The organism is Blastococcus sp. TF02A-26 (assembly GCF_003319125.1).
Taxonomy (GTDB): domain Bacteria; phylum Actinomycetota; class Actinomycetes; order Mycobacteriales; family Geodermatophilaceae; genus Trujillonella.
In genome coordinates this window covers 1-10,825 of the sequence record NZ_QOHG01000034.1, presented here as the reverse complement: position 1 = coordinate 10,825, position 10,825 = coordinate 1, and the positions used below count along the sequence as shown (strand labels likewise).

The following is a 10,825-nucleotide window of genomic DNA, read 5'->3' as shown; positions in this document are numbered from 1 at the left end:
CGAGAAAGCGCGGCGGGCGGCCCTGTCAGGCTGGCTGCACCAGTACAACCACCACCGGCCCCACACCGCCCTGCGCAACCTCCCGCCCATCACCCGCTGCACCAACGTCTCCGGGCAGTACACCTAGTCCACGGGCTCGTCGTCCACCTGCCACTCGAACTCGTCGTACTCCGGTCCGGCCGAGGTCACGGTCAGGCCGTAGACGGCGCCGGTCCCGTCCTCCTCGAGCTCGCAGCGGACCGACTCCCCCGCGGCGACGGCGAGGTCGGTGTCGCAGGTGACCGCGACACCGACGCCCTCCTGGTCCTCGGTCTGCCGCTCGACGGTGGCCGCCACCTCCGCCGCCGGCACGGTCTCCCCCTCGGGTGGGGGGACCGCCGGGTCGTCGTCCTCCCGGCCGACGAGGACGACGACGAGCACGGCGGCCCCGGCCAGCAGCAGCACCACCAGGGCCGACGCCAGCGCCCACACCCAGGTGCGCCGACGCGGGCGCGCCGGTGTCAGCGGCAGCGGTGCGGGAGGCGGCGGGGGCTGCTGCCGCGTCGGGGCCGGCCCGGGGGCGAGGGCGTCGCGCACCGCCGCGGCGAACAGACCGCAGGAGCGGTACCGCTGCTCCGGGTCCTTGGCCAGACCGCGGGCCAGCACCTCGGCCAGCCGGGGCGGCAGGTCGGGGCGCAGCGAGCGCAGATCCGGCGTCGGCGCGTTGACCACCTGCCACATGAGCGCGATCGGGTCGTCGGTGTCGAACAGGCGACGGCCGGTCAGCAGCTCGAAGAGCACCGCGGCCAGCGAGTAGACGTCGGTGCGCGGGTCCAGCTGGCGGCCGGACACCTGCTCGGGGGAGGCGTAGGAGAACGAGGCGACGACCTGGCCGGTCGAGGTCAGCTGTCCCGATCCCTCCATGCCGCGGGCGATGCCGAAGTCGGCGAGCAGGACCCGCTCCGGCCCGTCGGGCTGGGGGCTGAGCAGCACGTTCGCCGGCTTGACGTCGCGGTGCAGCAGGCCGCGGGAGTGCGCGTGGTCCAGCGCCGCGGCGACGGCGGCGACGATCCGCACGGCCTCCGCGGGCGGCGCGGCGCCGGCGCGCTGGAGCCGGGATGCCAGGTCCTCGCCCGGGACGTACTGCATGCTCATCCAGAGCCGGTCGCCGTCCTGCCCCCGGTCGATGACGTCGACGACGTTCGGGTGGCTGAGCCGGCACACCATCTCCGCCTCGCGGGAGAACCGGGCCCGCTGGTCCGGCGTCCGCGCCAGGTCCGGGTGCAGCACCTTGAGCGCGACGTCGCGCGGCAGGTTGGGGTGGTGGGCCAGCCACACCGAGCCCATGCCGCCCTCGCCGAGCGGACGGACGAGCTCGTACCCGCCGACGCGCGAGCCCGCTCGCAGCTCCACCCGTCCCCCGCTCGCCCCGTCGTGGATCAGGACGGGCGGAGACTAGCCCGCGGTCTCCTCCCAGCGGCGGCGCAGCGCGGCACGGCCGGCGTCGGACGGCCGGCCCCACAGCCGCAGCCGCGCCATCCCGCCGTCGGGGAAGACGTCGAGGCGGACCCGGGCGACCGCTCCGTGCTCCGGCAGCACGAAGCGGTGGCGGGTGTCGGGCTGCAGCGGCGTCCGCGGCAGCAGCGGGACCTCGCTGCCGTCGGCGGCCAGGCCGGTGAGCGACGCCGCACCGGGGGCGTTGCCGAGGAAGTACGAGGTGTCCAGCTCGGCGAGGGTCACGTGCCCCTCGCAGGCCAGGGCGACCTCGACCCAGTCGTTGCCGTCGTCGCGCCGGCGGGCGGTCTCCCAGCCCTCGCCCATCGACCGGGCGTCGCCTCGTCCGAGCAGCTGGTACGGGGTGCCGTAGAACGCGTTGCTCACCGCGGTCACCAGGCCGCCGTTCTCCAGCGCGGCGAGGTCGAGGGGTCCGGCCTCCAGGATCTCGGGGTCCGGGACGGCGGTGCCGTGCACCCGCAGCCGGGCCACCCCGCCGTCGGGGTGGATGGTCAGCCGCACGTGGGTCACCCGCGGCCCGGGCGGGACGACGAAGGCGTTGGCGGTGCCGCCGGTCAGCCCCGACAGCGGCAGCAGCGGGAACCAGTCGGCGTGGGCCAGCGCGGCCGCGGGTGGGTACCCCTCGATCGCCGCGCCTTCCACCGAGGCCTGCGGGGGGAAGTTGCCGAGGAAGAACGCGGTGTCGACGACGACGCCCGCGACGACGCCGGGCACCCCCAGCCGCACGACCGCCCAGTCGCTGCCGGGCTCGCGGCGCCGGCGGGTCTCCCAGCCGTCGTACTCCTTGCCGCGGTGGCCGAACTCGACCCGCGCCTGCGGCGGGCCGGGGACGATCAGGTTCTCCTTCGCGGCGAAGAACTCGTCGTTGGCGGCCACCACCGCTCCGCCCAGGTCGCGCCGGGCGAGGTCGGGCAGGCCGAACGGGTCCGTCATGGTGCTCCTCGGTCGGGGGCGGTGCGGGTTCCGGGTCGGTGGCGGGGGTAGGGCAGCACCGTTCCACACGCCGACCGAGGAGGACCCATGTCCGAGCCCACCGACGACCTGCGCGAGCGGGCCCGCGAGCACGTCCAGCAGATGCCCGCCGAGACCGCGCTCGGCAACGCCGACCCCGCCGGCGGCGTGCGGGACGACCCGCAGGTGCTCGACGACGCCGCCCGGGAGGAACCGCAGTCCTGAGTCACGGCGCCCCCCGGCTGAGCAGCCGGCCGAGGGGGGTCCCGTCCGCCTCCCCACCACGCAGCCACGTGCGGCGCACCACCCCGGTGAGCTCGCGCCCGGCGTAGGGCGTCACCGGGTTGCGGTGCAGCAGCCGGTCGACCGTCCAGCGCTCGTCCGGCGCGAACCCGACCAGGTCGGCGTCCTTCCCGACCGCGATCGCCCCCTTGCCCGGCAGCCCCGCCTGCCGCGCCGGGGCCGCCGACATCCACCGGACGACGTCGGTCAGCGGCATCCCGCGCGCCCGGGCGCCGCTCCACACCGCGGGCAGCGCCACCTGCAGCGAGGCGATCCCGCCCCACGCGAGGCCGAAGTCGCCCACGTCGAGCCGCTTGAGCTCCGGGGTGCAGGGCGAGTGGTCGCTGACCACCAGGTCGATGTCGCCGTCGGCCAGCGCCGCCCAGAGCGCCTCCCGGTGCCAGACCTCGCGGATCGGCGGGCAGCACTTGAACGCGGTGTCGCCGTCGGGCACGTCCTCGGCGGCGAAGCTCAGGTAGTGCGGGCAGGTCTCGACCGAGATCCGCACCCCCTCGGCACGGGCGGCGCGCAGCAGCGGGAGGGCGTCGGCGTCGGCGAGGTGGACGACGTGCGTGCGGGCCCCGGTGTCGCGGGTCGCGGCGACCAGCCGGCCGATCGCGGTCTCCTCCGCGGCGGGCGGCCGGGAGGCGAGGAAGGCGGCGTAGCTGGCGCCGTTCGGGTCGGGAGCGCCCGCGATGACGTCGGCGTCCTCCGCGTGCGCGATGAGCAGCGCGTCGAGCGCGGTCAGCTCGGTCAGTGCGGCGCGCAGGCCGGCGTCGTCCAGCGGCGGGAACTCGGGGACGCCGGAGTCGAGGAGGAAGCACTTGAAGCCGACGACGCCGGCCTCGTGCAGCGGGCGCAGCTGGTCGAGGTTGCCCGGCACCGCGCCGCCCCAGAAGGCGACGTCGACCGCCACCTGCCCCTCGGCCACCTCCCGTTTCACGTGCAACGCCTCGAGGGTCGTGGTGGCCGGCACGGAGTTCAGCGGCATGTCCACGATGGTGGTGACCCCGCCGGCCGCCGCGGCGCGGCTCGCGGTGGCGAAGCCCTCCCACTCGGTGCGGCCGGGTTCGTTCACGTGCACGTGGCTGTCGACCAGGCCGGGGATCAGCACCTCGTCGTCGGCGAGGGTGACCGCACCGGCGGGCACGTCCTCGTAGGCGGTCACCGCGGTGATCACCCCGCCCTCCGTGTGCACCGCCGCGGAGCGCTCGCCGTCGGGCAGGACCACCCGCCGCGCGCGGACCACCAGCGAGCTCATGCGACCTCCTCGTCCACGCCGCCCAGCGATTCCAGCGCCCGCACCACGCGGTGCAGCTCGGGACCCCACGCGGTGGCCGACCAGCCGCCGTCCAGCGGCAACCGGACCGCATCCTGCCCCGTCGCGACCGGGAGGGTGCTCCCGATCGACACGGTGGCGGCGTAGGCCCGGGGCGCGACCGGCGGCAGCCAGCCGGGCGCGCCGGGACCGAGCGCGACGGTGGTGTGCAGCAGCGGCCGGCCGTCCCGTTCGACCCGCGTGGTGCCCGTCCAGCGGCCGGGCTCCTCGCCGGCCCGGCCGAGGAGCACCTGCTCGGTCGCGGTCAGCGTGGCGCTCCCCGCCAGCTCGGCCAGGAGCTCGGCGCGGTGGTGCGCCCCGGCGGCGGCCACGGTCGGCTCCGGCGCGAGGACCAGCGACCCGGCGACGGTGGCGCGCACCCGCTGGACCGAGGGGGCCTCCCCCTGCCGCGCCGGGAGGGCGACCGCGGCCGCGACGGTGTGCACGGTCAGGTGTGCACCCTCCTCGACCACGAGGGAGATCTCCGCGTCGTCCCCACCGAGCGGGCCGAACGCGGTGGCCACGAGGTGCACCGACGTCGGCCCGGTCCGGCGAACGGCGAGCTGGCCGCTCCCCCGGAGCACCGGCAGCACGGTGCGGCCGCCCGGCCCCGGCCGGGCGACCACCTCGACGCGGGTGATCACACCGGCGTCCCCGCCCGGGCCCGGACCTGCTCGCGCACCCACTCGGCCACCTCGGCCGCCGCCGGGTCCTCGCGGAGCGAGATCAGCAGCGTCGGCTTCTGGCCGCGCACGGTCGCCGAGTCGCGGCGCATGACGTCGAGATCGGCCCCCACGAGCGGCGCCAGGTCGGTCTTGTTCACCACCAGCAGGTCGCTGGCCGTGACGCCGGGGCCGCCCTTGCGCGGCACCTTGTCCCCGCCGGCGACGTCGATGACGAAGATCTGCACGTCGACCAGGCCGTAGCTGAAGCTCGCGGTCAGGTTGTCCCCACCGGACTCGACGAAGACCAGTTCCAGGTCCGGGTGCCTCGCCTCGAGCAGCTCGACGGCGTCCAGGTTGGCGGTGATGTCGTCGCGGATCGCGGTGTGCGGGCAGCAGCCGGTCTGCACCGCCTCGATCCGGTCGTCGGGGAGGACGGCGTTGCGGCGCAGGAAGTCGGCGTCCTCGGTCGTGTAGATGTCGTTGGTGACGACGGCGAGGTCGTACTCCGCGCCGAGCGTGCGGCACAGGGCCGCGGCCAGCGCGGTCTTGCCGGAGCCGACGGGCCCACCGAGACCGACCCGGAGCGGACCCCCGTGGCGGTGTCCGTGCTCGTAGGGGTCGACGTAGTCGGTGAGGTTGTGGTCAGGAGGCAAAGAACCGGTCCTTCCTAGCGGTGTGCACCTCGGCGAGGAGGTCGAGCAGGGGGTCGGTGTCGGCGGGGAGCTCGTCCGGTGAGCCTCTCGCGCGCGAAGTGCTCCTCTCGGCGACGGCGTCCACCTCGGGCGACAGTCGCGCGGTGACGGCGGCGACGGTCAGCGGGTCCATGGCGAGCAGCCGCTGCGCCGCGGTGGCCGGGCCGCTGATCGACAGGTAGGCGGCGGCCGCCGCGGCGTCCCGGGCGGTGAGCCCACCGGCCGCGGCGGCGACGCCGAGAGCGACCGGGTGGTGCGGGGCGGGAGGCAGCGCATCCCAGGCCGGCGAGGGCCAGGCGCGCCGTCCCACCCGGACCAGACCCCGCCCCTGCTGCCGGGACGCGGCCCGCAGCGCCGGTGAGGGCGTGCGCGCGTCGGCCTCCGCGTCGAGCGCCGCGAGGTCGTCGGCACCGCACGCGGCCGCCGCCAGCCCCGCCGCCACCGCCCCCGCCGTCCGCAGGCGACGGAGCAGGAAGGTCGCCAGCGAGCCCGGATCGGTCACGTGGCCGGCCGCGATCGCCTGCTCGATCCCGCCCGAGTGCGTGTGCCCGCCGGCCGGCAGCCGCGAGTCGGCGAGCGTGAGGAGAGCGGCCGTCATCAGAACAGGAAGTACCGCTGCGCCATCGGCAGCTCGCGCACCGGCTCGGGTTCCCACACCTCGCCGTCCACGCTGACCGTGAAGGTGTCCGGGTCGACCCGGATGTCGGGCAGCGCGGTGTTCTCCGGCATGTCGGCCTTGGTCAGCCGGCTGGTGTCGGTGACCGCCGCCAGCCGCCGGTCGACGGCGAGCCGGTCCGCCAGCCCCGCGTCGATCGCGGCCTGGGCCACGAAGTGCACCGAGGTCAGCGCCGGGACCTTGCCGTAGGCGCCGAACATCGGCCGCGGCAGCACCGGCTGCGGGGTGGGGATCGAGGCGTTGGCGTCGCCCATCTGCGCCCGGGCGATCATCCCGCCCTTGAGGACGGCGTGCGGGCGGACGCCGAACAGGCCCGGGTCCCACAGCACCAGGTCGGCGAGCTTGCCGGGCTCGACCGAGCCGACCTCGCCGTCGATCCCGTGCGCCACGGCCGGGCAGATCGTGTACTTGGCGACGTACCGGCGGGCGCGCAGGTTGTCCGCCGCGCCGTCGCCGGCCAGGGAGCCGCGCTTGCGCTTCATCACGTGCGCGGTCTGCCAGGTGCGCATCACGACCTCGCCGACCCGGCCCATCGCCTGGGCGTCGGAGCCGATCATCGAGATGGCGCCGATGTCGTGCAGCAGGTCCTCGGCGGCGATCGTCGTCGGCCGGATCCGGCTCTCGGCGAAGGCGAGGTCCTCGGGCACGGAGCTGTCCAGGTGGTGGCAGACCATGAGCATGTCGAGGTGCTCGTCGAGGGTGTTCACCGTGTGCGGCCGGGTCGGGTTCGTGCTGCTGGGGAGCACGTTCGGGTGCCCGGCGACGGTGATGATGTCCGGCGCGTGCCCGCCCCCGGCACCCTCGGTGTGGTACGCGTGGATGCTCCGGCCGGCGATCGCGGCGAGGGTGTCCTCGACGAAGCCGGCCTCGTTCAACGTGTCGCTGTGCAGCGCCACCGGGACGCCGTGCTCGCCGGCCACGGTCAGCGCCGCGTCGATCGCCGCGGGCGTGGAGCCCCAGTCCTCGTGCAGCTTGAAGCCGCTCGCACCGGCCCGCAGCTGCTCGACCAGCGACGCCCGGGACACCGTGTTGCCCTTGCCCAGGAGGGCGACGTTGACCGGCAGCGGGTCCATCGCCTCGAGCATCCGGGCCAGGTACCAGTCGCCCGGGGTGATCGTCGTCGCCTTGGAGCCCTCGGCGGGGCCGGTGCCGCCACCGATCAGCGTGGTGACCCCCGAGCCCAGCGCCGTCGGCACGATCTGCGGGCAGATGAAGTGGACGTGGCAGTCGATCCCGCCGGCGGTGAGGATCCGGCCGTTGCCGGCCAGCACCTCGGTGCCCGGCCCGATGACGAGGTCGGGGTGGACGCCGTCCATCGTGTCCGGGTTGCCCGCCTTGCCCAGCGCCACGATCCGGCCGTCCCGGATGCCGACGTCGGCCTTCACGATGCCCCAGTGGTCGAGCACCACGGCGCCGGTGATCACGAGGTCGGGAGCGCCCTCGGCGCGGGTCGCCCGACCCTGGCCCATCGACTCGCGGATCACCTTGCCGCCGCCGAAGACCGCCTCCTCGCCGGCCCGGCCGGGGCCGCCGCAGCGGTCCTCCTCCACCTCGATGAGCAGGTCGGTGTCGGCCAGCCGGATGCGGTCGCCCGTCGTCGGGCCGTAGAGCTGCGCGTAGCGCTCGCGGGACAGCTGCACCATCAGCCGAGGCCTCCTTCGGCCGTCAGGCCCGGGACGACGCGCGCGCCGGCCAGGGGCACGAGCGTGACCGTGCGGGTGATGCCGGGCTCGAAGCGGACGGCGGTCCCCGCGGCGATGTCGAGTCGCTGACCGTGCGCGGCCGCGCGGTCGAACGACAGCGCGGCGTTGGTCTGGGCGAAGTGGAAGTGGGAGCCGACCTGCACCGGCCGGTCGCCGGTGTTGGTCACCTCGAGCTCGGTGCGGGGGGCGCCGGGCAGCGTCTCGATCGTCCCCTCGGCGGGGATCACCTCTCCGGGGACCATCTCGCTCACGGGATGGGGGAGTGGACGGTCACCAGCTTCGTCCCGTCCGGGAAGGTCGCCTCCACCTGCACCTCCTCCAGCAGCTCGGGGACGCCGTCCATGACGTCGTCCCGTGTCAGCACCGTGCGTCCGGACTGCATGAGCTCGGCCACGAGGACGCCGTCGCGCGCTCCCTCGAGCACGTGGTCGGTGATGATCGCCGTCGCCTCCGGCAGGTTGAGCCGCAGCCCGCGGGCGCGGCGGCGCCGGGCCAGCTCGGCGGCGTAGGAGAGCAGCAGGCGTTCCTGCTCGTGCGGCGACAGGTGCACGCGGGGACCTCCGGAGGTGGACGGAGCCCGGACGTTAACCCCGCCTCGTGACAACCGTGTTGCGCCGTTCATACGGACGACGCGACCGGTTGGCCTTGTCATCGGCGACGCCGTGCCTCTATGGTCCACTACATGAGTAACGAACCCAGGGACCTCAGGGCCCCGGGCACGACCGGTCCCCGCCGGTGAACGAGGACGCCGGCCCGATCTTCCGGCAGGTCGCCGACCTCATCGAGACCGCGATCGTCGACGGCTCCCTCCCGGAGGAGAGCCAGGCGCCCTCGACCAACGAGCTGGCCGCCTTCCACCGCATCAACCCCGCGACCGCCGCCAAGGGCCTCAACCAGCTGGTCGCCGACGGGGTCCTCTACAAGAGACGAGGAGTCGGGATGTTCGTCGCCACGGGCGCCCGCGAGCAGGTGCTCAAGCGCCGGCGCAGCGAGTTCGCCTCCCAGTACGTCCGCCCCCTGATGACCGAGGCGCAGAAGCTCGGCATCTCCCCCCGCGAGCTCACCTCGATGATCGACAGCTGGGAGGAGCAGCGGTGACCGCCCTCGTGACCGTGCAGGACGTGACCATGCGCTTCCGCGGCCACACCGCCCTGGACGGCGTCACCACCGCCTTCGAGCAGGACACCATCACCGGCCTGCTGGGCCGCAACGGCGCGGGCAAGACCACGCTGATGCAGCTGGTCACCGGCCACCGGCAACCCACGAGTGGGCGGGTCGAGGTCTTCGGCCGCGCGCCGTTCGAGGACGACGGCGCCCTGTCCGGCATCTGCTTCGTCCGCGAGGGTCAGCGGTACCCCGACGCGTTCCGCGTCTGCGACGCGATCGCCGCCGCGTCCTGGCTCTTCCCGTACTGGGACGCCGACCTCGCCGACCGGCTCCTCGACGACTTCGAGCTGCCCCGGAAGCGGGCGGTGAAGAGCCTGTCCCGCGGCATGAACTCCGCCGTCGGCATCGTGATCGGCCTGGCCTCGCGAGCGCCGCTCACGCTCTTCGACGAGCCGTACCTGGGCCTGGACGCCGTCGCCCGGCAGCTGTTCTACGACCGGCTGCTGGCCGACTATGCCGAGCACCCGCGGACCGTCGTCCTCTCCACGCACCTGATCGAGGAGATCAGCGACCTGCTCGAGCACGTGGTCCTGATCGACCGCGGCCGGGTCCTGCTGGACGACTCCGCCGAGACGCTGCGCGCCGGTGCGCTCACCGTGTCCGGCCCGCGGACCGCTGTGGAGGCCTTCGGCCGTGGCCGCGAGGTCCTGCACGTCGAGACCCTGGGCGGCGCCGCACGAGCGGTCGTCCGCGTCGCCGGCCCCGCGGACGAGGCCGAAGCGCTCGACGCCGGCCTCACCGCAGAGGCGACGCCCCTGCAGCGCCTCGTCGTCGAGCTGGCCCGGTCCTCCCGCGCCGACGACCCCGCCCCCGCCGTCCTCGAGGAGGTCACCCGATGAGTCGCGTGCTCGCCGCCGCCCGCCTGCACCTGGTCAACCCGCTGGTGATGGTCGGAATCCCGTGGCTGGTCGCCGGCATCTCCTTCGCGATCAACCTCGCGCTGTTCGCCATCCTCGACACCGGCCCCGACGACGAGGGCTTCACCGGGGGCGTGGCCTCGCTGTACATCACGGTCCTGGTCGTGTTCGTGCAGGCGGTCACGCAGCTGCTGCCGTTCGCGATGGGGCTCAGCCTGTCCCGCCGGACCTTCTACCTGGGGACCGCGCTCGTGGCGGTCGCGCAGTCGCTGTACTACGGCATCGCGCTGGCCGTACTCATCGCGATCGAGGGCGCCACGGGGGGATGGGGCGTCGACCTGGCGTTCTGGGGCCCTGCGGGTCTGGACGTCGACGACTTCGCGCTGCAGATCGTCGTGTCCGGCGGACCGATGCTGGCCGCCACGTTCATCGGACTGGGCATCGGTGTGGTCCTGAAGCGGTGGGGGCAGCTGGGGATGTGGAGCCTCATCGTCGGGCTCGTGCTCCTCTTCGGGAGCCTCGCCGTCCTGGTGACGTGGCTCGAGGCGTGGGGCGACCTGGGCACGTGGCTCACGGACCGCTCGGCGGCGACGTTGGCCGCGGGGCTGCCCACCGTCCTCGCCGTCGGACTGGCCGCCCTCAGCTGGGCCGGCATCCGACGGACGGTGCCCTAGCCCGGGGGCGCCGCCGGCTGACGCACCACGCAGAGGAGCCCCGTTCCGTCACTGTGGCGGAGCGGGGCTCGTGTGCATGTGCGTCCAGGCACCACCGGCGCGCGAGATCGCCCCATGCCCCAGGCGATGTGGCGGTAGTGCCCCGCTGCACTGTGGCGGTATCGCACGGTTCCCGGAATGCAGGAAGGGCCCCAGCCGTGTGGCTGGGGCCTTTCCTGTGAATGGTTGTCCGGCGGTGTCCTACTCTCCCACCCCGTCTCCAGGGCAGTACCATCGGCGCTGAGAGGCTTAGCTTCCGGGTTCGGAAAGGGACCGGGCGTTTCCCTCTCGCCATGACCGCCGTAAC

General features: G+C 74.5%; 14 protein-coding genes and 1 rRNA gene. 5 read left to right on the top strand and 10 right to left on the bottom strand.

Going from position 1 to position 10,825, the window contains the following annotated elements; all coding sequences use genetic code 11:
• On the top strand, nucleotides 1–127 hold a 127-nt coding region (locus tag DQ240_RS22840), incomplete at its 5' end, for an integrase core domain-containing protein (RefSeq protein WP_147262071.1).
• On the opposite strand, the gene DQ240_RS22835 is transcribed toward DQ240_RS22840, so the two are convergent.
• The gene (locus DQ240_RS22835; protein ID WP_113842011.1) at nucleotides 124–1,392 is read right to left on the bottom strand and encodes a protein kinase; all 1,269 of its coding nucleotides are present in this window, start codon (nucleotides 1,390–1,392) and stop codon (nucleotides 124–126) included. The genes DQ240_RS22840 and DQ240_RS22835 overlap by 4 nt on opposite strands.
• Before the next feature lie 42 nt (nucleotides 1,393–1,434).
• Entirely contained in the window at nucleotides 1,435–2,427 is a 993-nt protein-coding gene (gene alc, locus DQ240_RS22830) for an allantoicase (protein ID WP_113842010.1), read from the bottom strand.
• Between the two features lie 87 nt (nucleotides 2,428–2,514).
• Between alc and DQ240_RS23485 the strand changes: the two genes are divergently transcribed.
• Nucleotides 2,515–2,670: a hypothetical protein gene (locus tag DQ240_RS23485; RefSeq protein WP_158548865.1), complete on the top strand. Its 156-nt coding sequence runs from the start codon at nucleotides 2,515–2,517 to the stop codon at nucleotides 2,668–2,670.
• A 1-nt stretch (nucleotide 2,671) separates the two neighbouring features.
• Here DQ240_RS23485 and allB read toward each other — a convergent pair whose 3' ends face one another.
• From allB to DQ240_RS22795, 7 genes are read right to left on the bottom strand one after another with little or no spacing between them, the layout of a single operon-like run.
• Nucleotides 2,672–3,988 carry an allantoinase AllB gene (allB, locus tag DQ240_RS22825; RefSeq protein WP_113842009.1) on the bottom strand — a complete coding sequence of 439 codons (1,317 nt, stop codon included), beginning with the start codon at nucleotides 3,986–3,988 and terminating at the stop codon, nucleotides 2,672–2,674.
• Nucleotides 3,985–4,689 carry an urease accessory protein UreD gene (locus tag DQ240_RS22820; RefSeq protein ID WP_113842008.1) on the bottom strand — a complete coding sequence of 235 codons (705 nt, stop codon included), beginning with the start codon at nucleotides 4,687–4,689 and terminating at the stop codon, nucleotides 3,985–3,987. Before DQ240_RS22820 ends, allB begins: the two co-directional genes overlap by 4 nt.
• On the bottom strand, nucleotides 4,686–5,363 hold the full coding sequence (ureG, locus tag DQ240_RS22815; RefSeq protein WP_113842007.1) for an urease accessory protein UreG: 678 nt from the start codon (nucleotides 5,361–5,363) through the stop codon (nucleotides 4,686–4,688). The genes DQ240_RS22820 and ureG overlap by 4 nt, the downstream gene beginning before the upstream one ends.
• Nucleotides 5,353–6,000 carry an urease accessory protein UreF gene (locus DQ240_RS22810; protein ID WP_113842006.1) on the bottom strand — a complete coding sequence of 216 codons (648 nt, stop codon included), beginning with the start codon at nucleotides 5,998–6,000 and terminating at the stop codon, nucleotides 5,353–5,355. The genes ureG and DQ240_RS22810 overlap by 11 nt, the downstream gene beginning before the upstream one ends.
• Nucleotides 6,000–7,721, bottom strand: coding sequence for an urease subunit alpha (locus DQ240_RS22805; RefSeq protein WP_113842005.1), 1,722 nt, complete (start codon nucleotides 7,719–7,721; stop codon nucleotides 6,000–6,002). The genes DQ240_RS22810 and DQ240_RS22805 overlap by 1 nt, the downstream gene beginning before the upstream one ends.
• On the bottom strand, nucleotides 7,721–8,023 hold the full coding sequence (locus tag DQ240_RS22800) for an urease subunit beta (protein ID WP_113842013.1): 303 nt from the start codon (nucleotides 8,021–8,023) through the stop codon (nucleotides 7,721–7,723). The genes DQ240_RS22805 and DQ240_RS22800 overlap by 1 nt, the downstream gene beginning before the upstream one ends.
• 5 nt (nucleotides 8,024–8,028) lie before the next feature.
• Nucleotides 8,029–8,331, bottom strand: a complete 303-nt coding sequence (locus tag DQ240_RS22795; protein ID WP_113842004.1) for an urease subunit gamma — start codon at nucleotides 8,329–8,331, stop codon at nucleotides 8,029–8,031.
• 185 nt (nucleotides 8,332–8,516) lie between these two features.
• Between DQ240_RS22795 and DQ240_RS22790 the strand changes: the two genes are divergently transcribed.
• Genes DQ240_RS22790 through DQ240_RS22780 form a run of 3 tightly spaced genes read left to right on the top strand, consistent with a single transcriptional unit; the run spans nucleotide 8,517 to nucleotide 10,479 of the window.
• Nucleotides 8,517–8,879, top strand: coding sequence for a GntR family transcriptional regulator (locus DQ240_RS22790; protein WP_113842003.1), 363 nt, complete (start codon nucleotides 8,517–8,519; stop codon nucleotides 8,877–8,879).
• Nucleotides 8,876–9,787, top strand: a complete 912-nt coding sequence (locus tag DQ240_RS22785) for an ABC transporter ATP-binding protein (protein WP_233498925.1) — start codon at nucleotides 8,876–8,878, stop codon at nucleotides 9,785–9,787. The genes DQ240_RS22790 and DQ240_RS22785 overlap by 4 nt, the downstream gene beginning before the upstream one ends.
• The gene (locus tag DQ240_RS22780) at nucleotides 9,784–10,479 is read left to right on the top strand and encodes a hypothetical protein (protein ID WP_147262070.1); all 696 of its coding nucleotides are present in this window, start codon (nucleotides 9,784–9,786) and stop codon (nucleotides 10,477–10,479) included. The genes DQ240_RS22785 and DQ240_RS22780 overlap by 4 nt, the downstream gene beginning before the upstream one ends.
• A gap of 227 nt (nucleotides 10,480–10,706) precedes the next feature.
• On the opposite strand, the gene rrf is transcribed toward DQ240_RS22780, so the two are convergent.
• Nucleotides 10,707–10,823: ribosomal RNA gene (gene rrf / locus DQ240_RS22775) — 5S ribosomal RNA — on the bottom strand.
• Nucleotides 10,824–10,825: the final 2 nt, after the last annotated feature.